We start from the raw sequence: 26,097 nt of genomic DNA, 5'->3' as shown, positions 1-26,097 counted from the left end.
CGGGGTCGATGGAACGGCGGACGAAGACCCTCGCTCTCCCACGGGCTTCAAGGCCCAAAGATGCTCCGGTCTCTCGTCCGCCACCGCACCTGCTGCAATAGCAGAGTCGGCAAGGGACAAGTTACAAGGATGCCGGCAGGCAGGTGAGGGGCAGCGCGGACCTACGCTGTGCTGCCGCCGCCGCAATCGTCATCATCCCGGGGGATTTCGTGATAGCCTCACCGCTCACCTGGTGGCAGAGAGAGCGGAGCGGGCGCTTCGGCGTCCTGGCAACGGAGGCACGGCGATGTTTGCGGCAAAGGCGATCGAGAGCACGGACAAGCCGGCCTTCTACAGCGAACTCGCCACGCAGCTGAAGGCGCTGCTCGAAGGCGAGCGCGACTCGATCGCCAACGCCGCCAACACCGCGGCGTTGATCTACCAGATGGTGCCCGACCTCAACTGGGCCGGTTTTTACTTCCTGCAATCGGACGAAGAGCTGGTGCTCGGCCCTTTCCAGGGCAAGCCGGCCTGCGTGCGCATCGCCGTCGGCAAGGGCGTCTGCGGCACTGCCGTCGATCTGGGCATGTCCATGCTGGTCAAGGACGTCCACGAGTTCGAGGGCCACATCGCTTGCGACGCGGATTCGCGTTCGGAGCTGGTGGTGCTGCTCAGGGACAATGACGGCATCTTCGGCGTGCTCGACCTCGACAGCCCGCTGCCCGGCCGCTTCGACAAGGAGGACCAGGCCGGCATCGAGAAGCTCGCCGCGATCTATGTCGGGGCGAGCGCGTTCGAGCCCGACTGATGGCGGTGCAGCGCGTCTGGCGAGTGCCATTGTCGATGTCGGCGCCGCCCCTCATCGCCCTGCCGGGCACTTCTCCCCGTAAACGGGGCGAAGGACGCTGTGCGGGCGGCTTCGCCAATCGCCAGCGTTGCAGGACGAAGCGCCGAGGCTGCGGCCAGCCACTTTCTCCCCGTTCACGGGGAGAAATGTCCGGCAGGACAATGAGGGGCAGCGCCAGCGCTGAAAGCCAGGCTGTATGGCGCGATGCCTCAGGGTGAGAGCGGTCCCCTGAAGCGGTCAACCTCTGGCTCAACGACCCGGTCTTGCGTTTGACCTAATTGCATCGTTATCACTGGCGGAATACGACGCCCCACAATCGAGAACCACGGCCGACCGAGGAGGAAATCCATGTCGCACAATCTGCAGTTCTACATCGACGGCGCCTGGGTCGATCCGGTGGTGCCGAACAATTTCGACGTCATCGATCCGTCCACCGAGGATGCCTTCGCGCAGATCTCGCTTGGCACCAAGCCCGATGTCGACAAGGCCGTGGCGGCGGCCAAGCGCGCCTTCGCCAGCTTCGGCTTCACCTCGGTCGAGGAGCGGCTCGAGATCCTCAACCGCGTCATCGATGTCTACAAGAAGCGCAGCAGGGACCTGGCGCTGGCCGTCTCGCGCGAGATGGGCGCGCCGCGCCAGATGGCGCTGGACAGCCAGGTCGGCGTCGGCCAGGCGCATCTGGAGAAGATGGCCGAGGTGCTGAAGAGCTTTCAGTTCCGCCACGTGAAGGGCTCGTCTCTCATCGTCAAGGAGCCGATCGGCGTCGTCGGCCTGATCACGCCGTGGAACTGGCCGCTGAACCAGATCACCTGCAAGGTCGGCCCGGCGCTCGCCGCCGGCTGCACCATGGTGCTGAAGCCCTCGGAGATCGCGCCGCTCGACGCCATCATCTTCGCCGAGATCATCGACGAGGCCGGCGTGCCAAAGGGCGTGTTCAACCTCGTCAATGGCGATGGCCCGACCGTCGGCCAGGTGCTGGCCAGCCATCCCGATGTCGATATGATGTCGTTCACCGGCTCGACCCGCGCCGGCATTTTGGTCGCGAAGGCCGCCGCCGATACGGTCAAGCGCGTGCATCAGGAGCTTGGCGGCAAGTCGGCCAACATCCTGTTTCCCGATGTCGACCTCGAAAGGGCCGTCACCAAGGGCGTCGCCGGCTGTTTTGGCAACAGCGGCCAGTCCTGCAACGCGCCGACGCGGATGTTCGTGCCGCGCGAGCGTCACGACGAGGCGGCCGCCTATGCTAAAACGGCGGCGGAAAAATTCACCGTCGGCCCGGCCGACGCGCCGGGCTCGAAGCTCGGCCCGGTGGTCAGCCAGCTCCAGTTCGACAAGATCCAGAGCCTGATCCAGAGCGGCATCGACGAGGGCGCCACGCTGGTCGCCGGCGGCCCCGGCCGTCCGGCAGAGCTCAACCGCGGCTACTATGTCCGCCCGACCGTCTTCGCCGACGTCACCCACGATATGCGCATTGCCACCGAAGAAATCTTCGGGCCGGTGCTGGCGATCATGCCCTATGACACGGTCGAGCAGGCGGTCGAGCAGGCCAACGACACCGTCTTCGGCCTTGCCTCCTACATCCAGGCCAAGGACATCGAGAAGGCGCGCGCCGTCGCCGCCCGCATGCGCTCCGGCAATGTCTACATCAACTACCCGACCTGGGACGCCGGCCTGCCCTTCGGCGGCTACAAGCAGTCCGGCAACGGCCGCGAGTATGCCGAGTACGGGCTCGAGGATTTCCTGGAGATCAAGGGCATCGCGGGGTACGAGGCGGCGGAGTAGGCGAGGTGGGCGCAGAGCCGACCGCAAGCAGCGGATCTGAGCCAATCTAAGAAGGCGACTGACTGTTCGCGTCGGCCAAATGGGCGTTTTCCCGCCCTCTTGCACAAAGTGTGCCTCAATGATCCCCGCAAATTGTACGGGTCAAATCTACTATGCGGTTTCCGTGAACAAATTGGGAACATACTCTTGACAAGCCAGTGTAGGTTGTGGCAACATGTTTTGCAACAATAAGTTGTTCATACAAGAGCCTACGAGCGGGAGGAACCATACAGTGGATTTCCGCTATCTTTGTTCGTCACCCATTGAAAGCATCGCTTTCATCGATCACCCTCCGTGCTAAGCGTGTCGCACAAACAGGCGAGAATCACATGCTCGATCCATCAGCGGACCTGCTAAAGACGGCCGACGGGAAGCGGTTCAAGACGATCCTTGCTGATCCGCCCTGGCAGTTTGTGAATCGGACAGGCAAGGTAGCGCCGGAACATCGTCGGCTCACTCGTTACGGCACCATGGGCCTTAGCGAGATCAAGGCGCTTCCCGTCGATCAGGTCAGCGCTGACACCGCGCACCTCTACCTATGGGTCCCGAATGCCTTGCTGCCGGACGGCTTGCAGGTGATGGAAAGCTGGGGCTTCACCTACAAGTCGAATCTCATCTGGCACAAGATCCGAAAGGACGGCGGCTCTGACGGCCGTGGCGTCGGCTTCTACTTCCGCAACGTGACTGAAATCATCCTGTTCGGCGTTCGCGGTAAGAACGCGCGAACACGTGAGGCCGGCCGCACTCAGGTCAACCTACTGGCCACCCGCAAGCGCGAACATTCGAGGAAGCCGGACGAGCAATACGGCCTTATAGAGGCTTGCTCGCCCGGACCTTATTTGGAACTGTTCGCAAGAGGGACGCGGCCGAAGTGGACCGTCTGGGGGAACCAAGCCGACGACGACTACGCGCCAACCTGGGACACCTACAGCAATCACTCACGCGCCCTCGCGGCTGAATAGAGCGCTAGGCCGTCGCGATCCCGACCGACGGCGGCGACCAGTCTTCAATACAGCCGGCCCGGATTCCGATCGCGAGCACAGGACAGCCGCCATTGCGCCCAGCGTTCAACCGGTAAAGCAGCTTCCCCATCCAGGTGGTGCTCGCACCGTATTTCGACGCCAGTCTAGAACCGGCAACTTCGTCACCGTTCTTGTCGACGGTTGTGCCGAGAGCTCGAAAGACGTCGTTGAGTTCTCGGCTCCTGGTCAACAGCACCGCCGCGTCGATGGCGCCGGCCTGGTAGAAGGCATTGAAAGCGTAAAGATCGCGATCGAACGTTTGATCCATGCTGTTCCACTCAAGATCGAACGCAACCTTGTTCTTCACGTAGTCGATCTTGTGGCCATCGAGAAAGCCCTCTCGGACCTGCTCGCTGTCGCGCTTTTCGAAAACTGCCTTGCCGCCTTTTGTGGTTCGGATCTGCTCCTTCCATAAGAGCTTCACGTGCAGATCTCCGCGCACGATCGTTTCGTGCCAGCCCTTCGGCCGTAGCAAAGCGTTGACACGCTTCGGTACCTCCGATTCGTTTCCGCCTGCCGACCGAATGACGCGCGTCGTCAGCGTGAACGCGCGGAGTGCTTCAAGCAGTTCGGCCCATTCGGCGGCGCGCGTCTCTGCGAGGACGACGACGGCGTTCTTGTAGCTGAAGAACTCATACTTCTGGCGAATGTCGTCAGGGATCCTTGCATCGACCGCCGCCTGCGGATCAGCGAACTTCGTGGATAATGACGTATCGGGAAGCGCCTGTTCAAGCTCTTCGCCATCTATGTCGTCGTCGTCGCCAGCCATGATATTCTCCTGTCCGCGAGATAGCTGATTCTGGCCCAGGCGGCGATGGTCCTGACGTTGTCTTCGGGAAGCTAAATAGCGCAAAAGTGAGGAAAGAGCTTTGACGTTTACGGAGTTCAAACAATTCTTTCTGATCCACACTGCGATCCTGGCAAAGGGCGATTTCGACGCAGAGGTTCGACCGGAACAAGTTGCCCAGGCAATAGGCGGCAAGTTCCCGAAAAGCTGGATTGTGCCCACTGGACGCCGTCTCATGGAAGAGCACTATTTCGAGAGCAATTACGCATTCACCGACGTCACAGATCCTTTCACAATCACGCCAGCGGGATTGGAGGAGGCTGAACGAATTGGTCTAACGAGAGGCATAGACATTTGGACCAAGATCGAAGATCAAGTCGAAACTGAAGAACTCGGCGAAGCGTATGACCATGCGCAAGCGGCGGATGTTGTGCCAACAACTAAGGTCGAGGAAGTGATAGGTATTGATAGGCTGTCGGACGCCTACAAGAACCTCGACGCGCAACTCAGGATCACTATCGAGGAACTGCGCGGAAACAATGAGATAAACGCCATTGAGGGGCCGGAAGCGAGCCGACGGCTAGCCGAATTGGAGGCCGGCAACCGGCTACTTCAGGCGGACCGAACCGACGCGAGCCTAGTCCGAAGGGTGCTATTGCCGTCTTTGACATGGTTTTCCAAAAAGGTTCGTGATGAAGCCGCAAGTGCGTTGATCAAAAAGCTAATAGCGATGATCGTGGCCTTTCTAGCTGGTTCTTAAGCCGGACGACCTGACTGCAGGCCCACGCGATGCATCCACGTTACTGTAACACTAGAATTTTCTAATGCTTCGTAAGCAATTGAAAAAAGGAAAAAGAGTTGTAGCTGGGGAAGCTGGAATCCAACCCAAAATAACGGAGTCAGAGTCCGTGGTCTCCCGTTTACCTATTCAGCAGGCGTGGCCACTGAAATTACGCGAAGCTGACGGCAACTCGGCGCGCCGCCTAGTGGTCGCCGTGCGCTTCTGCAGCCACAAATCATAGCTGTCCATTTCCAACATCCGCGTTACAGGGCCCGGGCAGGGTATGGCGCCCCCCCATCCTGCATTGCACAATCCCCCCGCTTCGACATATTGAAGCCATGGTCCGTTCCTCGCTCGCCGTTCTCGTGATCGACGAAAACCGTATCCGTGCCTCGATCATCGAGGCGGGGTTGCGGGAGGCCGGGCATGAGCGGGTGACGGTCATCCATGATGTCGCCGGCATCGCGCGCCGCATCGCCGAGATCGAGCCGGACGTCATCGTCATCGATCTGGAAAACCCCAACCGCGACATGCTCGAAAACATGTTCCAGCTATCCCGCGCGGTGAAGCGGCCGATCGCCATGTTCGTCGACCGCTCCGACCAGGCCTCGATCGAGGCGGCGGTCGAGGCCGGCGTCTCGGCCTATGTCGTCGATGGCTTGAGGCAGGAGCGCGTCAAGCCGATCCTCGACATGGCGGTGAGCCGCTTCAACGCCTTCTCGCGCATGGCGCGCGAATTGGAGGAGGCGCGCAGCGAGCTGGAGAGCCGCAAGGTCATCGACCGCGCCAAGGGCATCCTGATGAAGTCGCGCGGCCTCTCCGAGGAGGCGGCCTACACGCTGCTGCGCAAGACGGCGATGAACCAGAACCGCAAGATCAGCGACATCGCCCAGAGTCTGGTGACCGCCGCCGGGCTGCTCGGGCCGCTGGAGGACGAATGAGCATGGCCGCTGCGCACCAGATCACCGCCGGCTTCATGCCGCTCTTCGACAGCGCCGTGCTGGTGGCGGCGGGCGAACTGGGCTTTGCCGCGCGCGAGGGCATCGAGCTGACGCTGCATCGCGAGACCTCCTGGGCCAACATCCGCGACCGCATCGCCATCGGCCATTTCCATCTGGCGCACATGCTGGGGCCGATGCCGCTGGCCTGCAGCCTCGGCCTCACGCCGATCGCCTCCGAGACCATCGTTCCGTTCTCGCTCAGCCTCGGCGGCAACTGCGTCACCGTCTCCAACGCGGTGTGGGATGGCATGGCGGCGCATGGCGCGGAACCCGATCTCGATCCCACGCGGGCAGGGACCGCTCTTGGCGCGCTGATCCGCGAGCGGGCCGCCAGGGGGAGCGATCCGCTGCGCTTCGCCGTCGTGCATCCGCATTCCGGGCATAACTACGAGCTGCGCTACTGGCTCGCTGCTTGCGGCATCGATCCCGAGCGCGACATCGAGATCGTCATCGTGCCGCCGCCCTTCATGGCCGACGCGCTGGCCGCCGGCCGCATCGACGGCTACTGCGTCGGCGAGCCCTGGAACAGTGCAGCGGTTGCCGCCGGCATCGGCCATATCGTCACCGTCAAGGCGCTGCTCTGGCGCAACAGCCCGGAGAAGGTGATCGGCGTGCGCAAGGCCTGGGCGGAAGAGAATCCGGAGGCGCTGGCGGCGCTGCTCAGAGCGCTGCATCATTCGGCGCGCTGGTGCCAGGACCCGGCGAACCATGCCGAACTGGGGGCGCTGATGGCCGGGCCGGGCTTCCTCGGCCTGCCGGCTGTGGTGCAGATGCCGATCCTGACCGGACGGCTGAAGCTCGGTGGCGGCGCCGAGCGCGCGATCCCGGATTTCTTCGTGCCCTTCGACAAGGCGGCGAATTTTCCCTGGAAGAGCCATGCGCTGTGGTTCTACACGCAGATGGTGCGCTGGGGGCAGTTGGCGCACACGCCGGCAAATCTCGCCATTGCCTGGAACTGCTACCGGCCCGACCTCTATCGCTCGGCGCTGAAGCCGCTCGGCGTGGCGTTGCCCGGCGCCAATGCCAAGGTCGAAGGGGCGCTGAAAGCGGCGACGCCGGTCGGTTCGGCGGGGGCAAGCCTGTTGCTCGGCCCCGACGGGTTCTTCGACGGCCAGATCTTCGATCCCGACGAGATCGAAGCCTATGTCGCCGGGCAGAAACACGCTGATTCCCTGGCGCAGTAGGTTCCGACGTGCCGGAGTGCGGATCGCCAACGCGCGCAAGTTGATAAGTCAAAGGCCGCCTTGGTGTGTTATATACGCTGCGTTCTCGGGCGGATACGAGATCGATGGATCAGGAAAGACTTCTGGCCGCCGTCCTTTTGGCTGATGTCGTGGGCAGCACGCCCCTCTATGAGCGCATCGGCGACGATGCCGCTCTACAACAGGTTTCGGATTGCCTGGACACGATGCGCGAGATCGTCGCCCAGCACGGCGGTGATTTCATTTACTCGAAAGGCGATGACGTACTCAGCCTGTTCGAGAGCCCGGAGATGGCGCTGAGGGCCGTCTGCCAAATCAGCCGCCAATTGACGAAAGGGCCGCTGAGCGCCCGTATAGGATTGCATTTCGGGGCGGTCATTCGCGCGCGGGGCGCGATATTCGGCGACGTTGTCAATGTCACCGCCAGGTTGTCCAGCACGGCCAACCCCGGCGAGGTGCTGATCAGCCAGAGCTTCTTCGAAGGCCTTGCAGCGGGCAGCCGCAGTGCCTTGCGGCTCCTGGACAAAATGGCTTTCAAGGGGAAGCAGGAACTCTTCGATGTCTATACTCTGAGGAGCGACGATGGGACCCTCAGTCCGCAAATCGCCAGCCGGGGCACCATTATCGAAAGGCGCGCCGTCCCGCCGCCGCAGATCAATCTACTCATCGGCTATGGAGATCAGTCGCGATCCTGCCGAAACAACGAATTCGTGACGTTCGGCCGATCTCCGGAATGCAATATCGTCATCCAGTGGCCCTGGGTCTCAAGGCACCACGCCACCTTCACCATTTCGAATGGCAAGGCCCGCCTTATCGAGCGAAGCTCGTCGGGCACATTTGTGTCGATGGGGCCCGACCATGAAGTATTCGTGCGCCGCGAAGATATTCTTCTCTTCGGTTCCGGCGTCATCTCGCCTGGACGGAGATCGTCGCCCGGCGACACCGAGGTTCTTCACTACGAGATTGTCTCAGGCTGACCGGACGGATTCGTTAGCCGCGAGTGGTCTCGGCGGCGGCGCCGAGATCAGCCAAGCGCCCGTGCCGTCGATCCATCATCACGAAGGCTGAAACCATGGCCGGCAACAGGTCCACAACCGGTCAAGATCACCGTGTCGAGAGCTGATTTTACGGGCCTGATTATTTTCGCGCCACTATTGTGCATTGCACAATAATTATGCGTGCGCTTGCGCTAATGAACAATCTTTGGCCTGCGCGCCTCGTGACCAAGCCCGTGCGTTGCCGGCGTGGATCATTGATTTAATTGAAGTTTTTCTCCTCGTTCAAAACTGGCACGGTTTCTGCATTGCAATAGACAAGCTCCTCGCGGAGCCACGGAACAGGCGTCCAATGGCGGGCGCCACAGGCAAAGCTGCCGCTCAGGTCGACACGCGATCCCGGATGTACGGACGCGAGCGACCTGGCCGGCAGCTTTTTGTTTTGACCGAACACGCAATCGACGGCGCCGGTCCCAAGCGGCGTCCAACCGGGAGATGACGATGACGAAACGGATCGGAACTGCAACGACCCTCAAGGGCATGTCGCGTCGCGACTTCCTTGCCAGAAGCGCGCTGACGGCGGGGCTGCTCGTGGCGGCGCGCAACCTCCTGCCTTCGGGCGCCTATGCGGCGACCGCAGCACCCGAAGTGACCGGCGCCAAGCTCGGCTTTATCGCGCTCACCGACGCGGCACCGCTGATGATCGCCAAGGAGAAGGGGCTGTTCGCCAAATATGGCATGCCCGATGTCGAGGTGCTGAAGCAGGCCTCCTGGGGCGCAACGCGCGACAATCTGGTGCTGGGCAGCGAGGCCAATGGCATCGACGGCGCCCACATCCTGACGCCGATGCCCTACCTCATGCACACCGGCAAGGTGACGCAGAACAAGCAGCCGCTGCCGATGGCGATCGTGGCGCGGCTGAACTACGACTGCCAGGGCATTTCCGTCGCCCAGGAATACGCCGCCACCGGCGTCGGCCTCGACGCTTCCAAGCTGAAGGAGGCCTTCGCCGCCAAGAAGGCCGCCGGCAAGGAGGTCAAGGCCGCCATGACCTTCCCGGGCGGCACGCATGACCTGTGGATACGCTACTGGCTGGCCGCCGGCGGCATCGACCCCGACAAGGACGTCTCGACCATCGTCGTGCCGCCGCCGCAGATGGTGGCCAACATGAAGGTCGGCAACATGGACGTGTTCTGCGTCGGCGAGCCGTGGAACGAGCAGCTCGTCCACCAGGGCGTCGGCTTCACCGCCGCCACCACGGGCGAGTTGTGGAAGGGCCATCCGGAAAAGGCGCTCGGCCTGCGCGCCGCCTTCATCGAGAAATATCCCAACGCCACCAAGGCGATCCTGATGGCCGTCATGGAAGCCCAGCAATGGTGCGAGGCGATGGAGAACAAGGACGAGATGGCCTCCATCATCGGCAAGCGGCAATGGATGAACGTTCCGAGCGCCGACATCATCGGCCGCCTCAAGGGCGACATCAACTATGGCAACGACCGCGTCGCCAAGGGCACCGACCTCTACATGAAGTTCTGGAAGGGCGGCGTCTCCTATCCCTTCAAGAGCCATGATAGCTGGTTCCTCGCCGAGAACATCCGCTGGGGCAAGTTCGCGCCGACCACCGACATCAAGGCGCTGGTCGACCAGGTCAACCGCGAGGATCTCTGGCGCGAGGCGGCGAAGGACCTGGGCGTCGCGGCAAGCGACATCCCTGCATCGTCGTCGCGCGGCGTCGAGACCTTCTTCGACGGCAAGACCTTCGATCCGGCCAACCCGTCCGCCTATCTCGACAGCCTGAAGATCAAGGCATCAGCCTAGGCGCAAACGGCGCCAAAGGCGCCGTTTGTCGCGGCGCGACAAAGGCGCAACGGCGCTCGCGCCGTTGTCGCCCAACGACCAGGAGCTTCGCGAACACATGTCCATCCAAACCGTCGAGGACACCAAGGTGAAGGCGTTTCCCGTAAAGCCCGCCGAGGTGATCGCCTTCACCGCCAAGGCGAGGCGCCGCATCGATCCGCTCGCCATTGCCGGCAAGCTGGCGACGGCGCTGGTGCCGCCGGCCGTCGTCATCCTCGTCCTGCTCGTCGTCTGGCAGGTCGCCTGCTCGTCGCCGACGGCCAGCCTGCCGCCGCCGAGCCAGGTGTGGAACGAGGCCTATGACCTGATCGCGCATCCGTTCTTCGACAACGGCCCGCAGGATATCGGCCTTGCCTGGCGAGTGCTGATCTCGCTGCAGCGCGTCGCCATCGGCTTCGGCATGGCTGCGGTGGTCGGTGTGGCGCTGGGCGCGCTGGTCGGCCAGTCGGTGTGGGCGATGCGCGGCCTCGACCCGGTGTTCCAGATCCTTCGCACCGTGCCGCCGCTCGCCTGGCTGCCGCTGTCGCTCGCCGCCTTCCGCGACTCCAATCCGTCGGCGCTGTTCGTGATCTTCATCACCTCGATCTGGCCGGTGATCATCAATACAGCCGTCGGCGTCCGCAACATCCCTGAGGACTACCGCAACGTCGCCCGCATCCTGCGGCTCAACCAGCTCGAGTTCTTCGTCAAGATCATGGTGCCGGCGGCCGCCCCCTACATCTTCACCGGCCTGAGGATCGGCATCGGGCTCTCCTGGCTCGCCATCGTCGCCGCCGAGATGCTGACCGGCGGCGTCGGCATCGGCTTCTTCATCTGGGACGCGTGGAACTCCTCGCGGCTGCCCGACATCATCGTCGCGCTCGCCTATATCGGCGTCACCGGCTTCTGCCTCGACCGGCTGGTCGCGGCGGTCGGCGCCTTCGTCACCCGCGGCACAACGGCAAAGTGAGGAGGGCGCCATGACCGCCTATCTGAAGCTCGACCATATCGACAAATCCTTCGCCCGCGGCGGCCAGGTCAGCGAGGTGCTGAAGGATATCAGGCTCACCATCGACAGGGGCGAGTTCGTCTCCATCATCGGCCATTCCGGCTGCGGCAAGTCGACCTTGCTCAACCTCATCGCCGGGCTGACCAGGGTCTCCTCGGGCGCGGTGCTGCTCGAGGACAAGGAGGTCGACAGCCCGGGACCTGAGCGCGCCGTGGTGTTCCAGAATCATTCGCTGCTGCCGTGGCTCACCGTTTACGAGAACATCAACCTTGCCGTCTCCAAGGTCTTCGGCCGCACCAAAAGCCGGGCCGAGCGGCATGAGTGGATCATGCGCAACCTCGATCTCGTGCAGATGGCGCATGCCAGGAACAAGCGCCCGGCCGAGATATCCGGCGGCATGAAGCAGCGCGTCGGCATTGCCCGCGCGCTCGCCATGCAGCCGAAGATCCTGCTGCTCGACGAGCCGTTCGGCGCGCTCGACGCGCTGACCCGCGCCCACCTCCAGGACGCGGTGATGGACATCCACGCCAGGCTCGGCTCGACCATGATCATGATTACCCACGATGTCGACGAGGCGGTGCTTCTGTCCGACCGCATCGTGATGATGACCAACGGCCCGGCGGCAACCATCGGCGAGGTGCTTTCGGTGCCGCTGGCCCGGCCGCGCCGACGTATCGAGCTTGCCTCGGACCGCACCTTCCTGCGCTGCCGCGAGGCGGTGCTGAAGTTCCTCTATGAACGCCACCGCTTCGTTGAAGCCGCGGAGTAGCGTCATGACCCGAGAAACGCATCTTCAACGCCAAAGGTCGATCTGCATCGGCAATGGGCACCCTGCCGCACTGCACAAATATTATGCTGCCGTGCAAGGCGATCTGACTAATCTTTGATCCGCCGCCGGGCTCGTCAAAAGTCGCGCGGCTGCGGTTTCGCATTGATATTATGTGATAATTCAGCGCGCAGTCGAACTGGCACGCTTCCTGCTTATAGGAATGTAGGTCCCTCGGGGCCAAGAGACACGGCGTCCAATGGCGGGCGCCACAGGCAAAGCTGCCGATCAGGTCAACACGCGATCCCGGATGGACGGACGCGAGCGACCTGGCCGGCAGCTTTTTTGTTTTGACCGAACACGCAATCGACGGCGCCGATCCCAGGCGGTGCCCAACCGGAGACGACGATGACGAAACGGATCGGAACTGGCGCGGCCCTCGAGGACTTCACCCGCCGCGATGTCCTGGCCAGCAGCGCATTGACCGCCGCGCTGTTCACCGCCGCACTGCTGCTCTTTCCCGTCGGCGCCAAGACGGACGGCAAGGGGCCGGCAGTGACCGCGCACAGCGAGGTTTCGACCGGCACGCCGATGGCGCGTCGCTGACAATCGCCAACGAACAGACAAGAGCGGCGCCTCCCACGCCGCAAACCGGAGCCGACATGACTGCAATTCTCCCAGCCGCGCCCAGCCAGGAACCCAGGCAGGCGCTCGTGATGTCTACCATCGCCTTCACCGTCTGCTTCGCGGTGTGGACGATCTTCTCGATCATCGGCGTGCGCATAAAGCAGGAGCTTGGGCTGAGCGAGACGGAGTTCGGCCTGCTCATCGGCACGCCGATCCTCACCGGTTCGCTCGTGCGCATGCTGCTCGGCGTCTGGACCGATCGCTATGGCGGGCGGCTGGTGTACACCGCCGTCATGCTTTCGGCGGCGATCGCGACCCTACTGCTCTCTTTTGCGCATACTTATGAGCAGATGCTGATCGCAGCACTCGGCGTCGGGCTTGCCGGCGGCTCCTTCGCCGTCGGCGTCGCCTACGTCTCGCGCTTCTTTCCCGCCGGCAGGCAGGGCACGGCGCTCGGCATCTTCGGTGTCGGCAATGTCGGCGCCGCGGTCACCAAGTTCCTGGCTCCGCTGGTGCTGCTCGCCTGGGGCTGGCAGACGGTGGCGCAGATCTGGGCGGCGGCGCTCGTCGTCATGGCCGTCGTCTTCTGGTTCACCACCGGCGACGACCCCGTCATCCGCGAGCGCCGCGCCGGCAAAGCGGCAGCGCCGAGAAGCTTCTGGCAGGAATTCGCGCCGCTGAAGAACCTGCAGGTCTGGCGCTTCGCCTTCTACTACTTCTTCGCCTTCGGCGCGTTCGTGGCGCTGTCGCTGTGGCTGCCGCGCTACCTGATCGGCGTCTACGGCTTCAACATCGCCACCGCCGGCATGATCGGCGCCGCCTACTCGATCCCCGCAAGCGTCTTCCGCGCCTATGGCGGCGTGCTGTCCGACCGCATCGGCGCCCGCACCGTACTCTACTGGACCTTCACGGTCTGTGCCGTCGCGACGCTGGTTCTGTCTCTCCCCTCGGCAGACTACGTCGTGCGCGGCATCAGCGGGCCGATCGCCTTCCACTTCGAGATCGGCCCGCTCGCCTTCATCGCCGTCGCCTGCGTGCTCGGCTTCTTCATGAGCCTCGGCAAGGCCGCCGTCTACAAGCACATCCCCGTCTATTATCCGAAGAACGTCGGCGCCGTCGGCGGCGTGGTCGGCATGATCGGCGGGCTCGGCGGCTTCGTCCTGCCGATCACCTTCGGCGCCCTCAACGATCTCACCGGCGTCTGGTCGAGCTGTTTCATGCTGCTCTTCGTCATCGTCGTCGGCTGCCTTGCCTGGATGCACTTCTCCATCCGCCGCATGGAACGTGCCGCCGCCGAAACGCCAGCGCTCTACGCGGCCGAGTGAAACCGGAACGGATCAGCAATATGACCGAGAAACTCGTCATCATCGGCAACGGCATGGCCCCCGGGCGCATGCTGGAGCATCTCCTGGAAAAGGCGCCGGATCGCTACCAGGTCACCATCTTCAACGCCGAGCCGCGCGTGAACTACGACCGCATCATGCTGTCGCCGGTTCTGTCGGGCGAGAAGGCCTACGAAGAGATCATCATTCACGGCGACGGCTGGTACATCAAGCACGGCATCACCCTCTACAAGGGCCACAAGATCGTCGCCATCGACCGCGCGGCCAAGACCGTCACCTCTGACCATGGCGTGACGGAACCCTATGACAAGCTGGTGATCGCCACCGGCTCGGTGCCGTTCATCATCCCGGTGCCCGGCAACAACCTGCCGGGCGTGCTGACCTATCGCGATCTGGACGACGTCCGCGCGATGATGCTTGCCGCCCAGTCGCGGGCCAAGGCCGTGGTCATCGGCGGCGGCCTGCTCGGCCTGGAAGCCGCCGCCGGCTTGCAGGCGCAAGGCATGGACGTCACCGTGCTGCATGTCATGCCGACGCTGATGGAGCGCCAGCTCGATCCCGCCGCCGGCTACCTTTTGCAGCGCGCCGTGGAGGAACGCGGCATCAAGGTCATCACCAAGGCCAACACGCAAGCCATCACCGGCAACGGCAAGGTCGAGCAGGTCGAGCTTGCCGACGGCACGATCATCCCAGCGACGCTGGTGGTGATGGCGGTCGGCATCCGGCCGAACGCGGCGCTGGCCAAGGAGGCGGGCGTCGCCGTCAACCGAGGCATCGTCGTCGATGCCGGTATGCGCAGCAACGACCCAGACATCTTCGCGCTCGGCGAATGCGCCGAGGTCAACGGCATGGTCTACGGCCTGGTGGCGCCGCTCTACGAGATGGCGCGCGTCGCCGCCAGCCAGCTTGCCGGCGACGAGGCTGCCGCCTTCGTCCATTCCGACACGCCGACCAAGCTCAAGGTCACCGGCATCGAACTGTTCTCGCTCGGCGACTTCGCCGATGGCGACGACCGCCAGGAGATCGTGCTGCGCGATGCCTCGGCCGGCGTCTACAAGCGCCTGGTGCTGAAGGACGACCGCATCATCGGCACCGTGCTCTATGGCGAAACGGCCGACGGCGCCTGGTTCAACGACCTCAAGAAGAAGCAGACCGATATTTCGGAGATGCGCGACACGCTTATCTTCGGCCAGTCATACCAGGGGGGTGCCCCCCTGGACCCTATGGCGGCCGTTGCAGCCTTGCCGGATGATGCGGAAATCTGCGGCTGCAACGGCGTCTGCAAGGGCAAGATCACCGGTGCGATCACCGGCAAGGGCCTGACCTCGCTCGATGATGTTCGGGCGCACACCAAGGCGTCCGCCTCCTGCGGCTCGTGCACCGGGCTGGTCGAGAAGCTGATGGTGCTGACCCTCGGCGACACCTACAACCCGGCAGCCGTGCAGCCGATGTGCTCCTGCACCACGCTCGGCCATGACGAGGTGCGCCGGCTGATCAAGGCCAAGGGGCTGAAGACCATTCCGGCAGTGATGCAGGAGCTGGAGTGGAAGACCTCCTGTGGCTGCGCCAAATGCCGGCCGGCGCTCAATTACTACCTCGTCTGCGATTGGCCGGACGAATATGCCGACGATTACCAGTCGCGTTTCATCAACGAGCGGGTGCACGCCAACATCCAGAAGGACGGCACCTATTCGGTGGTGCCGCGCATGTGGGGCGGGGTGACCAGCGCCTCCGAACTGCGCGCCATCGCCGACGTCGTCGACAAGTTCGAGATCCCGATGGTCAAGGTCACCGGTGGCCAGCGCATCGATATGCTGGGCATCCGCAAGGAGGACCTGCCGGCGGTGTGGGCCGATCTCGGCCAGGCCGGCTTCGTCTCCGGCCATGCCTATGCCAAGGGCCTGCGCACCGTGAAGACCTGCGTCGGCTCCGACTGGTGCCGCTTCGGCACGCAGGATTCGACCGGCTTGGGCATCCGCATCGAGAAATTCATGTGGGGCTCGTGGACCCCGGCCAAGGTCAAGATGGCGGTGTCGGGCTGTCCGCGGAATTGCGCCGAGGCGACCTGCAAGGATGTCGGCGTGATCTGCGTCGACAGTGGCTATGAGATCCATTTCGCCGGTGCGGCCGGCCTCGACATCAAGGGCACCGAGGTGCTCGGCCTGGTCAAGACCGAAGACGAGGCGCTGGAGCACATCGTGGCGCTGACGCAGATGTACCGCGAGCAGGCCCGCTATCTCGAGCGCATCTACAAATGGGCCAAGCGCGTCGGCATCGCCGAGATCAAGCGCCAGATCATGGACGACGGCGAGAAGCGCAAGGCCTATTACGACCGCTTCGTCTTCTCGCAGAAATTCGCCCAGGTCGATCCGTGGTCGGAACGCGCCTCCGGCAAGGACAAGCACGAATTCCGGCCGATGGCCTCGGTCGGGTTTGCCGAGGCGGCGGAGTGACAATCATGACCTGGATCGCTATCGGGACCATCGCCGACATCCCCCGTCGTGGCGCGCGCTGCGTTGCCACCCCGCATGGCAAGATCGCCGTCTTCCGCACCGCCGACGACGAGGTCTTCGCCATCGAGGATCATTGCCCGCACAAGGGCGGGCCGCTGAGCCAGGGCATCGTCCATGGCGCCGCGGTGACGTGCCCGCTGCACAATTGGGTGATTTCGCTCGAGACCGGCAAGGCGCTCGGCGCCGACGAGGGCGCGGTGCGCACCATCCCGGTCAAGCGGGAAGGCGAGCGCCTGTTCCTGGCGCTGGAAGCGCTGGCCAGCCGCGCGGCCTGAACCCATGGAGATCGACGAAGCACGCGAGGTGAGGACCACCTGCCCCTATTGCGGGGTGGGCTGCGGCGTGCTGGCGAAGGTCGCCGCGGACGGTGAAGTCACCGTCCGCGGCGATCCTGATCATCCGGCGAATTTCGGCCGGCTGTGCTCGAAGGGCTCGGCGCTGGCGGAGACCATCGACCTCGATGGCCGGCTGCTCCATCCCGAAATCGGCGGCCGCCGTGCCGGCTGGGACGAGGCGCTCGACCTCGTCGCCTCGACCTTCTCGCGCACCATCGCCGAGCATGGGCCGGACGCGGTCGCCTTCTATGTCTCCGGCCAACTGCTGACGGAGGACTATTACGTCGCCAACAAGCTGATGAAAGGGTTTGTCGGCTCGGCCAACATCGACACCAATTCGCGGCTCTGCATGGCCTCCTCGGTCGCCGGGCATCGCCGCGCCTTCGGCGCCGACACTGTGCCGGGTTGCTATGAGGATCTGGAGCTTGCCGATCTCATCGTGCTCGTCGGCTCAAATCTCGCCTGGTGCCATCCCGTGCTCTACCAGCGCATCGCCGCGGCGCGCGAGAAGCGGCCCGGGATGAAGATCGTGCTGGTCGATCCGCGCCGCACCATGACATCAGATATCGCCGACCTGCATCTGGCGATCGCGCCGGACGGCGACACCGCGCTGTTCTCCGGCCTGCTGGAACATCTGGCAAAGAACGAAGCGCTCGACCGCGACTACATCGCCGCGCATACGACAGGCTTCGAGGAGACGCTGACGGCCGCCGCATCGCTCGATCTCGCCGGCATTGCCGCCGCCACTGGTTTGAGCGAGGACGAGCTTTCGCGCTTCTACGCGCTGTTCGCGGCGACCGAGAAGACAGTCACCGTCTACAGCCAGGGCGTCAACCAGTCTTCGCAAGGCAGCGACAAGGTCAATACCATCATCAACTGCCATCTCGCGACCGGCCGCATCGGCAAGCCGGGGGCAGGGCCGTTCTCGGTGACAGGCCAGCCCAACGCCATGGGCGGTCGCGAGGTCGGCGGCCTGGCCAACATGCTGGCCGCGCATATGGAGATCGAGAACCCAGCGCATCGCGCCCGCGTGCGCCGCTTCTGGAACGCGCCGACCCTGGCTGAAAAGCCGGGCCTGAAGGCGGTCGACATGTTCAACGCGGTGGCCGACGGGCGCATCAAGGCGCTGTGGATCATGGCCACCAACCCGGTCGATTCGATGCCGGACGCCGATGCCGTGGAAGCGGCGATCAAGGCCTGCCCGTTTGTCGTGGTGTCCGACGTTCTGGCCAGCACCGACACCGTGCGCCACGCCCATGTGTCACTGCCCGCCACTGCCTGGGGCGAGAAGGACGGCACCGTCACCAATTCCGAACGCCGCATCTCGCGCCAGCGGCCTTTTCTGGCGGCGCCCGGCGAGGCGAGGCCGGACTGGTGGATCGTTGCCGAGGTGGCGAAGCGGATGGGATTTGCCGAGGCGTTTGCGCATGCCGCGCCGGCCGAGATCTTCGCCGAGCACGCCGCGCTGTCGGGTTATGAAAATGATGGCGCGCGGGATTTTGATATCGGCGCTCATGCCGGGATCAATGCTGAGGGCTATGAGGATTTGGCGCCATTCCAATGGCCAGCACCGGCCTTATCCTCTCCCTTGAGGGGAGGGTCGGAGAGCGCGTTGAGCGGAGCGAGACAAGCGAGCCGGAGAGGGGTCGGAGGTGAAGTCTCAGTCTCTGGCAACGAGGCCGAGACTGTCGCAGGCGACCCCCTCTGGCCTGCCGGCCATCTCCCCCTTAAAAAGGGAGATCAGCCCGCACCTCGACCTTCGCCAATCTCCAAGGTTCGAGAGTGGGCGCAGTCCGCAGTGCCGCTAGTCTCCCCCCTTGAGGGGGAGATGGCCGGCAGGCCAGAGGGGGTCGGTACGACTGGGCGCCAGCCCATTCGCTTCTTCGCCGACGGCAACTTCTACACGCCCGACCGCAAGGCCCGCTTCATCCCGATCCGCGTCTCAACCGACACCCGCACCACGCCCGACTACCCGCTGATCCTCAACACAGGCCGCATCCGCGACCACTGGCACACGATGACGCGCACCGGCAAAAGCCCGCGCCTGTCCCAGCACATCGCCGAGCCCTTCGTCGAAATCCATCCGGCCGATGCACAGCACCATGGCATCGGCGACGCCGACATCGTGCGCCTATCCAGCCCGCGCGGCGCCGTCCTGGTGCGCGCGTTGATCACGACCCGCCAGCGCCGAGGCAGCGTCTTCGCACCGATGCACTGGACCGACCAGTTCGCGGCCAAAGGGCGCCTCGACGCGCTGACCGCGCCGCTTACCGACCCGGTCTCCGGCCAGCCGGCGCTGAAGCATGTCGCGGTGCGCATCGAGAAATTCGCCGCGGCGGCCTTTGGTTTCGCCGTGATGCGGGATCGCCCCGAGACGATCGCCGCCGACTATTGGGCCGTGGCGCGCTGCAAGGGCGGCTGGCGGGTGGAGCTTGCCGTCGCCGACGAGAACATCGACTGGGCCGGCTTTGCCCAGTCGCTGTTCGGCGCATCGCCTGATGTTGAGATGCTTGCCTATCACGACCGCGACGCCGGCCAGCATCGCATCGCCGCCTTCGCCGGCGAACGCCTTGCCGGCGCACTGTTCGTCGCGCCGGGACCGGTCGCCGTATCGCGCGGCTGGGCCGCCGAGCAGCTCGACGCAACCCACGCCGGCCAGCGCCAGCGCTTCCGCATCGTCGCCGGTCGTGCCGGCGCCGATCGGCCCGATATCGGCGCCATCGTCTGCTCCTGCCTCGGCATCGGCGCCAACCAGATCGCGGCGGCGGTGGGGGCCGGCTGCGGAACCGTCGAGGCCATCGGCGAGGCGACTAGGGCCGGCACCAACTGCGGCTCCTGTCGCGCCGAAATCCGCGCCATCATCGCAACCGGCAGGGTGCAGGCGGCGGAGTAGCGTGCAAGGTTGCTTGCCCGCCGATCGGTCTCGAAAAGCTATCGATATGTGATGGTTAGCCCGTATCGATGGCCAGCAACGACGGGCATCTGAAACCAAAAGCTAACTGAAAAATAAACATTCGATGGAAGGATGGCAGCTCCGCCGACAGTATCGGCGAGCCGGCAACGGTTGGTACTGGCCATGGAAATGGAAGGACTGCGTTGTGTCGATCCTCAAGAGGCGTTTGTCTGCACTTCATCGGGCCTTGATCATTCTGTTCGTTTCGGCAATCGGCGTGCTGCCGGCATTCGCCATGGAGCCCGCCAAATATCCGGAACCGCCCGACACCGTCGCATTCAAGGTCGAGAAGAACGGCGAGTCGATCCCGGTCACGCTGCGCCAGTTGGAAAAGCTCGGCCTCTACAGCGTTTCCACGCCAAGTCCCTTCGAAAAGGGGCAACTGGCGTTTCAGGGTGTGCTGTTTAGGGATGTGGTCAAGCTGGTCGGACTGGAGGGTGAATCGTCGGTCGTCCTGCGGGCGGCGGACGACTATGTGCAGGTAATCCCGAAGGAGGACTGGACGGACGGTCCGCTGCTTCTTGCCACGCGCCAGGACGGCGAGCTGCTGACCCGGCGGACGCAGGGTCCGACGCGGCTGATCTATCCTCTCGACGACTATCCGGCCTTCGATACGCCAGTTCGCAAACCGCGATGGATCTGGTTGATCAAGACGATCGCGCCGGGCAATTGAACCCCTTCGTGACTTTCGGCCATGTGGTCTAGAAGCAAAGCCTGGCGGGTTCCCATAACCTACGTCGCCGCTGCGGCGTCGGCGGCCATCTGCTCGGCGATCTTGATCGCGGTGCTCTTCACGAGCGTCAGCAAGGTGGAGAGCGCGATGCCGCGTTTCGGCTTCTTCGCCATTCGCGAGTTCCACATTGCCATACGCGACGTGACGCATCTGCGAGATATGGTTTCGCTTGCGCAACTGGCCGACGGTTCGCCGGAAAGCCTGGAACAGCTGTCGGCCGCAAACGATCTGGTCTACATCCGCTTCGAGCGGATCGACGGCGGCGACACCATCAGCGAAATCCCCGCCTACGCGGGTATCGTGCCGCAGGTCAAGGACGCTGTGAAGCGGATCGATGTCATCATCCAGGCAGGTCTGCCTCTGGATGAAAAGGGCCTCAGGCAACTGGGAATTGAGCTCGACCAGATCGTCGCGCGGATGAACGACGAGTACTACAAATATGGCGAGGAGGTTAACGTCGATCTTTATGCCGCGGAGACGAACCTGAACAGGTTCAACTACCAGATCGCCTTTGCCTTGACGGTGTTGTCGGCGCTGGCGATCGGAACCGCCGTGCTTCTCATCGGCCGTCGGGAAACCATCAGCAAGCTCGAATTTCTCGCCTGGCGGGACGCGACGACCGAGTTGAAGAACCGGGCCTGGATGTCGGCCAACAGGGACGGGCTGCTGGAGCGGGCAAGGCTGTCCGGCCAGCAGCTCCGGCTGTTCCTGATCGACCTCGACCACTTCAAGAGCGTCAATGACACCTTCGGTCATCACATCGGCGACATGCTCTTGAAGACCGTTGCCGAAACCCTGCAGTCGGTCGAGCGGCCGGACGAAGTGGCCGCCGTCCGCCTGGGCGGAGACGAGTTCGCCATCATGGCGATCGGGCCTTCGGACGATCTGGGACACCGGCTGCGCGAGCAATTGAACCGGTTTGCCGATCTGGACGGGCATCAGGTGCGCATCGGCGCAAGCATCGGCATGGCCTCCTTCCCGGATCATGGCGCGGACATCTCCACACTGTTGCGCAATGCCGACAGCGCGCTTTATGCCGCGAAAGCAGAAGGGCGGTCCGGCTTTGTGACCTTCTCGCCCGCGATCCTCAGCCAGATCGACCTGCAACTCGGCGAGGAGGCGGCGATCAAGCAAGCGCTCGACGATGATGAGTTGTTCCTGGTCTGGCAGCCGCAGTTCGAACTGGCGAGCGGGCGCATGATCGGCGCCGAAGCCCTGGTCCGCTGGCGCGACCGCGTTTCGGGAACGGTCCGTTTGCCGGACTCGTTCATTCCGACCGCCGAGCGCAGCGATCTGATCCTGGAAATCGACAAGGTCGTGCTGAGCAAGGCCTGCGCGCAGGCCGTTCGGTGGGTGCCGGTTTCGGCCGGCGATTTCATCTGCGCCGTCAATGTTTCGGGCAAAACCCTGCAGGCCGACGCATTCTTCGTGCACCTCGTCGAAGTGCTGCAGCAAACGCGGTTGCCGCCGGCGCGCCTGCAACTGGAAATAACCGAAGGGGTCTTCATCCAAAGCAAGGATGCGCTGAACACGCTCGCGAAAATTCGCAAACTAGGGGTCAGCCTGGCACTCGACGATTTCGGATCGGGATATTCGAGCTTCGGCTATCTTGCCGATCTCGACCTCAATCAGCTGAAGATCGATCGATCCTTCCTCAATGATCTGGAATCGTCCAGGAAGAAGCAGGACGTTGTCGGCGGCATCATCGCGCTGGCCAACTCTCTCGGCATGACGGTCATGGCCGAAGGCGTGGAAACCGAAGGACAGCTGGCCTTCCTGATCGCCGAACAATGCCACGGCGCCCAGGGGTTTTTCATGTCGGAACCAATCGAAGAGAAACTGCTGACAAATCACCTGATTGCGCGGCGGGGCAACCTCAAGGCCAGGGCCGGATCAAAGCTGAACCTCTCGGCCTGATCATCTGGCGGCTTTTCGTCGTCAGGAAATGAGTTGGCTGGGGAACCTGGATTCGAACCAGGACTAACGGAGTCAGAGTCCGTGGGTCTACCGTTAACCTATTCCCCAGCAGGCTCGGCCGGTGATGGACCGTGCGAAGCGGGCGGCTCAAGCGCCGCGAGCGCTGCCTTGTAGCCGCCGCCGGAAAATAGTCAACCCCGCGCCGCGTTTCAATCGCAGCTTTTGATCGCTCGGCCACATTGCGACGAAAAGGGCAGTTTCAGCTCTCGCTGCGGCCAAGCTGCGAGTGCTCGAAGAACAGCACCACGCAAAGCGCGATCAGCAGCGGGATGATCAGGTAGAACAGCCGGAACACCAGCAGCGCGGCCAGCACCCCGACCGGGTCCATATGCGAGAGGCCGGCGAGGAAGACCACCTCGAAGACTCCGAGCCCGCCCGGCGCATGCGAGATCTGGGCCACCGAGAACGACACCAGGAACACGCCGAGGATGACGAAATAGCCGGGATTGCCCGCCGCCGGCAGGGCAAAGAAGATGATCGCCGCCGCCGCCAGCAGCTCGACCGGGCCGATCAGCAATTGCCGCGCAACGATGGGCAGCGCCGGATAGTGAAGCTGGAAGCCGCCGACCTTGAGTGGCCGCAGATGCAGCCAGCTGCCGAAGACATAGGCCCCGACGAGGATCAGCATGGCAAGTCCGGCGGCGATCGCCATTCCGTGATGCGGCGTGCCGGAGAAACGATCGATGACCTCGGGTTCAAGCACCAGCACGAGGCCGCCGACGAATATGCTGGACAGCACGAAGGTGAACCAGCAGATCGCCACCAGAATGCCGATATCCTGCCCGGTCAGCCCCCTTGTGCCATAGGCGCGGTAGCGGATGACGGCCCCGGAAAACACCGAGCCGCCAATATTGTGCGACAGCGCATAGGTGGTGAAGGAGCACAGCGTGACGAACAGCCACGACACCTTCTTGCCGAGGTGCAGCAGCGCGATGTGGTCGTAGCCGGCGAGCGAGGCATAGGCGATCACCGAGCTCAGCGCCGCCAGGATCCAGCCGCGCGCGGGGATGGCGATAATGCCGGCCCAGACGTCGTCGATCGAGATGCCGCGCAATTCGTGCCAGAGCAAAAGCAGCGAGGCGATAACCGCCGCAATGCCGATGACCGGCCAGATGTAACGCCTCCAGTTCATGGCGTGGTCGTCATGCGTTGCAGCTCATAGTCCAGGCTGTAGCCCGCTTCCCGTTTCCTGTCCGCCCTCATTTGAGACATGCCTGATCGAAGCCGGCTATTCAACTGGCAAGACATCGCACCGCTCGTGCCCGTTTTCAAAAATCGCCTTTGCGCTCTTGGTGATCCGACGTGGCGCTGCTAGTCTGGCCGCAACTTGAAACAATGAAAGCGCCTGCAGCGTCCGTTCCCCGGTTCGCGCGGTGCCGGAAGGAACGACAGTGGAAGACCACGACACCGGCGCCCGTGCGCCGGAAGTGGGTGTGTCCAGGGCTTCGCCGCCCGATTCGGCGAGCCCATCCGCGGGGCGGCATCATGACCGCCATGCGGGGCCGGGCGGCAGGCATGCCCCGGGCGACGCCCAGCAGCAGAAAGGCAAGACCCGCAAGCGCCGCAAACGCAGGCGCGGCCGCAAGGTTTTCGCCCGCGACGACAATCATGCCGCGGCAGCGGGGCAAGCGGCGCCCGGCGCCAGTGCGCCAGCCGCGCAGCCGGCGCCAGCCCCGCCTCCGCCTGCCGTGCAGGGCAGGCCGGTGCCAAGCGGGCCGCGCCCGCCGCAGCACGAACTGCCTGTCTTCGCCGCGCTCGATCTCGGCACCAACAATTGCCGGCTGCTGGTTGCGGTGCCGACGCGCCACGGCCAGTTCCGCGTCATCGATGCCTTCTCGCGCATCGTCAGGCTGGGCGAGGGGCTGACCGCCACCGGCCGGCTCGGCCAGGCGGCGATGGACCGCGCCGTCGAAGCGCTGAAGGTGTGCGGCGAGAAGTTGCGCAACCGCAAGATCAGGAAGGCGAGGCTGATCGCCACGGAAGCCTGCCGCGCCGCCGAAAACGGTGTCGAATTCCTCGAGCGCGTCGAGCGCGAGGCGGGGCTGAAGCTGGAGATCATCGACCGCCAGACCGAGGCCAGGCTGGCGGTGTCGGGCTGCGGCTCGCTGGTCGAGCGCGACACGCAGGGCGTGGTGCTGTTCGACATCGGCGGCGGCTCCTCGGAGATCGCGCTGATCGACCTCACCGGCCACCGCTCGCCGCGGCTGGCCAACCACATCGTCTCCTGGACATCGCTTCCCGTCGGCGTCGTTTCGCTGGCCGAACGTTTTGGCGGCCGCACGGTGACCAGCCAGACCTTTACCGCCATGGTCGAGGATGTGGCGGCGCGGCTGAAGTCCTTCGATGGGCGCGATCGGCTGGCGCATGTGCTGGCCAGTCCGAAATTCCACCTGCTCGGAACCTCCGGCACCGTGACGACGCTCGCCGGCGTTCATCTCGACCTCGAACGCTACGACCGCCGCCGCGTCGACGGCCTGTGGATGGACCGCCAAAGCGTCGACCGCATGGTCGAGAAGCTGGTCGGCTGGGATTTCCAGCAGCGCGTCGCCAACCCCTGCATCGGCGCCGACCGCGCCGACCTCGTGCTCGCCGGCTGCGCCATCCTGGAGGCGATCCGCGGCGTCTGGCCGTCGGAGCGCCTGCGCGTCGCCGATCGCGGCCTGCGCGAGGGCATATTGAGCGAGCTGATGGCCGATGACGGCGTCTGGCGCAACGAGGGGCGCGGTCGCTGATGGCGAAGAAACCGGAAAAGCCGGGCGGCGGCATTCGCGTGCTCAAGACCCGCATCAAGAAGAAGAGCGGCCTGAAGGAATCCTCGCGCCGCTGGCTCGAGCGCCACATGAACGATCCCTATGTGCAGCGCTCCAAAGCGGACGGATACAGATCCCGCGCGGCCTACAAGCTGATCGAGATAGACGACAAGCATCATCTCCTGAAGCCCGGCATGAAGGTGATCGACCTCGGCGCAGCGCCCGGCGGCTGGTGCCAGGTGGCGGCCGCGCGCACGAAGTCGACGGCGGAGAACCCGCATGTCGTCGGCATCGACTATCTGGAAATGGACGCCGTGCCGGGCGCTCCGGTGCTGCTGATGGATTTCCTCGACCCCGAGGCGCCGCAGAAGCTGTCGGAGGCGCTTGGCGGCCAGCCGGACGTGGTGCTTTCCGACATGGCGGCGCCCACCACGGGCCACCGCCGCACCGATCATCTGCGCACCATGCATCTGTGCGAGGTGGCCGCCGATTTCGCGCTCTCGGTGCTGAAGCCCGGCGGGCACTTTCTCGCCAAGACGTTCCAGGGCGGCGCAGAGAACGAGCTGCTGTCGCTGCTGAAACAGAACTTCCGCTCGGTCCACCACGTCAAGCCGCCGGCCTCCCGCGACGAGTCGGTGGAGCTCTATCTGCTGGCGAAGGATTTTAAAGGCTAGCACCTTTCCCTTCTCCCCCTGTGGGAGAAGGTGCATCGGCGCGCAGGGCCGAGGCGGATGAGGGGTACTGGAAGAAACGAGGCGTTGGAAAATCGAGCAATTTTAGGCGCTTAGTTCTTCAGCGCGGTGATCCTTGCAGCACCCCT

General features: G+C 64.1%; 21 protein-coding genes and 1 tRNA gene. 19 read left to right on the top strand and 3 right to left on the bottom strand.

The window, feature by feature from the left end; all coding sequences use genetic code 11:
• The first annotated feature begins 286 nt into the window (after window positions 1–286).
• The 3 genes from EN786_RS13585 to EN786_RS13575 all read left to right on the top strand — a co-directional run bounded on the left by EN786_RS13585 (window position 287) and on the right by EN786_RS13575 (window position 3,609).
• Window positions 287–787: a GAF domain-containing protein gene (locus EN786_RS13585; protein ID WP_127311015.1), complete on the top strand. Its 501-nt coding sequence runs from the start codon at window positions 287–289 to the stop codon at window positions 785–787.
• Window positions 788–1,174: 387 nt separating this feature from the next.
• On the top strand, window positions 1,175–2,608 hold the full coding sequence (locus EN786_RS13580; protein ID WP_127311014.1) for an aldehyde dehydrogenase family protein: 1,434 nt from the start codon (window positions 1,175–1,177) through the stop codon (window positions 2,606–2,608).
• A gap of 368 nt (window positions 2,609–2,976) precedes the next feature.
• Complete coding sequence (locus EN786_RS13575; protein ID WP_127311013.1) at window positions 2,977–3,609, top strand: MT-A70 family methyltransferase; 633 nt, start codon at window positions 2,977–2,979, stop codon at window positions 3,607–3,609.
• 4 nt (window positions 3,610–3,613) lie between these two features.
• On the opposite strand, the gene EN786_RS13570 is transcribed toward EN786_RS13575, so the two are convergent.
• The gene (locus EN786_RS13570; RefSeq protein WP_127311012.1) at window positions 3,614–4,438 is read right to left on the bottom strand and encodes a BglII/BstYI family type II restriction endonuclease; all 825 of its coding nucleotides are present in this window, start codon (window positions 4,436–4,438) and stop codon (window positions 3,614–3,616) included.
• A 100-nt stretch (window positions 4,439–4,538) separates the two neighbouring features.
• Between EN786_RS13570 and EN786_RS13565 the strand changes: the two genes are divergently transcribed.
• From EN786_RS13565 to EN786_RS13500, 14 genes are all read left to right on the top strand, one after another.
• Window positions 4,539–5,216 carry a hypothetical protein gene (locus tag EN786_RS13565; RefSeq protein WP_127311011.1) on the top strand — a complete coding sequence of 226 codons (678 nt, stop codon included), beginning with the start codon at window positions 4,539–4,541 and terminating at the stop codon, window positions 5,214–5,216.
• 359 nt (window positions 5,217–5,575) lie between these two features.
• The gene (locus EN786_RS13560; protein WP_127287210.1) at window positions 5,576–6,178 is read left to right on the top strand and encodes an ANTAR domain-containing response regulator; all 603 of its coding nucleotides are present in this window, start codon (window positions 5,576–5,578) and stop codon (window positions 6,176–6,178) included.
• Between the two features lie 2 nt (window positions 6,179–6,180).
• Window positions 6,181–7,422: a CmpA/NrtA family ABC transporter substrate-binding protein gene (locus tag EN786_RS13555; RefSeq protein ID WP_189340595.1), complete on the top strand. Its 1,242-nt coding sequence runs from the start codon at window positions 6,181–6,183 to the stop codon at window positions 7,420–7,422.
• A gap of 104 nt (window positions 7,423–7,526) precedes the next feature.
• Complete coding sequence (locus tag EN786_RS13550; RefSeq protein WP_127311009.1) at window positions 7,527–8,417, top strand: FHA domain-containing protein; 891 nt, start codon at window positions 7,527–7,529, stop codon at window positions 8,415–8,417.
• A gap of 519 nt (window positions 8,418–8,936) precedes the next feature.
• Window positions 8,937–10,253 (top strand): CmpA/NrtA family ABC transporter substrate-binding protein, encoded by a 1,317-nt coding sequence (locus EN786_RS13545; RefSeq protein ID WP_135908583.1) that lies wholly within the window; start codon window positions 8,937–8,939, stop codon window positions 10,251–10,253.
• A gap of 97 nt (window positions 10,254–10,350) precedes the next feature.
• Entirely contained in the window at window positions 10,351–11,241 is an 891-nt protein-coding gene (ntrB, locus tag EN786_RS13540; RefSeq protein ID WP_127311968.1) for a nitrate ABC transporter permease, read from the top strand.
• A 10-nt stretch (window positions 11,242–11,251) separates the two neighbouring features.
• Window positions 11,252–12,049: an ABC transporter ATP-binding protein gene (locus tag EN786_RS13535; protein WP_127311969.1), complete on the top strand. Its 798-nt coding sequence runs from the start codon at window positions 11,252–11,254 to the stop codon at window positions 12,047–12,049.
• 405 nt (window positions 12,050–12,454) lie between these two features.
• A complete protein-coding gene (locus EN786_RS13530; protein ID WP_127287031.1) occupies window positions 12,455–12,652 on the top strand; it encodes a hypothetical protein in 198 nt (65 codons plus the stop codon).
• 56 nt (window positions 12,653–12,708) lie between these two features.
• Window positions 12,709–13,998: a nitrate/nitrite transporter gene (locus EN786_RS13525; protein ID WP_135908581.1), complete on the top strand. Its 1,290-nt coding sequence runs from the start codon at window positions 12,709–12,711 to the stop codon at window positions 13,996–13,998.
• A 20-nt stretch (window positions 13,999–14,018) separates the two neighbouring features.
• Window positions 14,019–16,469 (top strand): nitrite reductase large subunit NirB, encoded by a 2,451-nt coding sequence (gene nirB, locus EN786_RS13520; RefSeq protein WP_127311775.1) that lies wholly within the window; start codon window positions 14,019–14,021, stop codon window positions 16,467–16,469.
• A gap of 5 nt (window positions 16,470–16,474) precedes the next feature.
• Window positions 16,475–16,804 (top strand): nitrite reductase small subunit NirD, encoded by a 330-nt coding sequence (gene nirD, locus EN786_RS13515; protein WP_127311774.1) that lies wholly within the window; start codon window positions 16,475–16,477, stop codon window positions 16,802–16,804.
• A 4-nt stretch (window positions 16,805–16,808) separates the two neighbouring features.
• Window positions 16,809–19,757 carry a nitrate reductase gene (locus EN786_RS13510; RefSeq protein WP_135908579.1) on the top strand — a complete coding sequence of 983 codons (2,949 nt, stop codon included), beginning with the start codon at window positions 16,809–16,811 and terminating at the stop codon, window positions 19,755–19,757.
• Window positions 19,758–19,983: 226 nt separating this feature from the next.
• Window positions 19,984–20,490, top strand: a complete 507-nt coding sequence (locus tag EN786_RS13505) for a molybdopterin-dependent oxidoreductase (RefSeq protein WP_189524286.1) — start codon at window positions 19,984–19,986, stop codon at window positions 20,488–20,490.
• A 147-nt stretch (window positions 20,491–20,637) separates the two neighbouring features.
• Complete coding sequence (locus tag EN786_RS13500) at window positions 20,638–22,467, top strand: EAL domain-containing protein (RefSeq protein ID WP_189340551.1); 1,830 nt, start codon at window positions 20,638–20,640, stop codon at window positions 22,465–22,467.
• A 34-nt stretch (window positions 22,468–22,501) separates the two neighbouring features.
• Here the strand turns inward: EN786_RS13500 and EN786_RS13495 are convergent.
• A tRNA-Gln gene (locus EN786_RS13495) sits at window positions 22,502–22,575 on the bottom strand.
• Window positions 22,576–22,726: 151 nt separating this feature from the next.
• A complete protein-coding gene (locus tag EN786_RS13490; protein WP_135908577.1) occupies window positions 22,727–23,659 on the bottom strand; it encodes a lysylphosphatidylglycerol synthase domain-containing protein in 933 nt (310 codons plus the stop codon).
• Between the two features lie 259 nt (window positions 23,660–23,918).
• Here EN786_RS13490 and EN786_RS13485 point away from each other — a divergent pair, with 259 nt between their 5' ends.
• Together EN786_RS13485 and EN786_RS13480 are read left to right on the top strand one after the other, a co-directional pair.
• Window positions 23,919–25,259, top strand: a complete 1,341-nt coding sequence (locus tag EN786_RS13485) for a Ppx/GppA phosphatase family protein (RefSeq protein WP_127310543.1) — start codon at window positions 23,919–23,921, stop codon at window positions 25,257–25,259.
• Complete coding sequence (locus EN786_RS13480; RefSeq protein WP_127310544.1) at window positions 25,259–25,951, top strand: RlmE family RNA methyltransferase; 693 nt, start codon at window positions 25,259–25,261, stop codon at window positions 25,949–25,951. Before EN786_RS13485 ends, EN786_RS13480 begins: the two co-directional genes overlap by 1 nt.
• Window positions 25,952–26,097 lie beyond the last annotated feature (146 nt).

Source organism: Mesorhizobium sp. M4B.F.Ca.ET.143.01.1.1 (genome assembly GCF_004792275.1).
Lineage (GTDB): Bacteria > Pseudomonadota > Alphaproteobacteria > Rhizobiales > Rhizobiaceae > Mesorhizobium > Mesorhizobium abyssinicae.
This window is presented reverse-complemented; position numbering and strand designations above follow the sequence as displayed.

Excerpts from the sequence above, each read along its gene's own strand:
- EN786_RS13585 (WP_127311015.1), top strand. The coding sequence starts at position 287 with ATGTTTGCGGCAAAGGCGATCGAGAGCACGGACAAGCCGGCCTTCTAC.
- nirD (WP_127311774.1), top strand. The coding sequence starts at position 16,475 with ATGACCTGGATCGCTATCGGGACCATCGCCGACATCCCCCGTCGTGGC.
- EN786_RS13535 (WP_127311969.1), top strand. The coding sequence starts at position 11,252 with ATGACCGCCTATCTGAAGCTCGACCATATCGACAAATCCTTCGCCCGC.
- EN786_RS13490 (WP_135908577.1), bottom strand. The coding sequence starts at position 23,659 with ATGAACTGGAGGCGTTACATCTGGCCGGTCATCGGCATTGCGGCGGTT.
- EN786_RS13525 (WP_135908581.1), top strand. The coding sequence starts at position 12,709 with ATGACTGCAATTCTCCCAGCCGCGCCCAGCCAGGAACCCAGGCAGGCG.
- EN786_RS13555 (WP_189340595.1), top strand. The coding sequence starts at position 6,181 with ATGGCCGCTGCGCACCAGATCACCGCCGGCTTCATGCCGCTCTTCGAC.
- EN786_RS13545 (WP_135908583.1), top strand. The coding sequence starts at position 8,937 with ATGACGAAACGGATCGGAACTGCAACGACCCTCAAGGGCATGTCGCGT.
- EN786_RS13570 (WP_127311012.1), bottom strand. The coding sequence starts at position 4,438 with ATGGCTGGCGACGACGACGACATAGATGGCGAAGAGCTTGAACAGGCG.
- EN786_RS13560 (WP_127287210.1), top strand. The coding sequence starts at position 5,576 with ATGGTCCGTTCCTCGCTCGCCGTTCTCGTGATCGACGAAAACCGTATC.
- EN786_RS13575 (WP_127311013.1), top strand. The coding sequence starts at position 2,977 with ATGCTCGATCCATCAGCGGACCTGCTAAAGACGGCCGACGGGAAGCGG.
- EN786_RS13480 (WP_127310544.1), top strand. The coding sequence starts at position 25,259 with ATGGCGAAGAAACCGGAAAAGCCGGGCGGCGGCATTCGCGTGCTCAAG.
- ntrB (WP_127311968.1), top strand. The coding sequence starts at position 10,351 with ATGTCCATCCAAACCGTCGAGGACACCAAGGTGAAGGCGTTTCCCGTA.
- EN786_RS13530 (WP_127287031.1), top strand. The coding sequence starts at position 12,455 with ATGACGAAACGGATCGGAACTGGCGCGGCCCTCGAGGACTTCACCCGC.
- EN786_RS13550 (WP_127311009.1), top strand. The coding sequence starts at position 7,527 with ATGGATCAGGAAAGACTTCTGGCCGCCGTCCTTTTGGCTGATGTCGTG.
- EN786_RS13580 (WP_127311014.1), top strand. The coding sequence starts at position 1,175 with ATGTCGCACAATCTGCAGTTCTACATCGACGGCGCCTGGGTCGATCCG.
- nirB (WP_127311775.1), top strand. The coding sequence starts at position 14,019 with ATGACCGAGAAACTCGTCATCATCGGCAACGGCATGGCCCCCGGGCGC.
- EN786_RS13500 (WP_189340551.1), top strand. The coding sequence starts at position 20,638 with ATGCCGCGTTTCGGCTTCTTCGCCATTCGCGAGTTCCACATTGCCATA.
- EN786_RS13510 (WP_135908579.1), top strand. The coding sequence starts at position 16,809 with ATGGAGATCGACGAAGCACGCGAGGTGAGGACCACCTGCCCCTATTGC.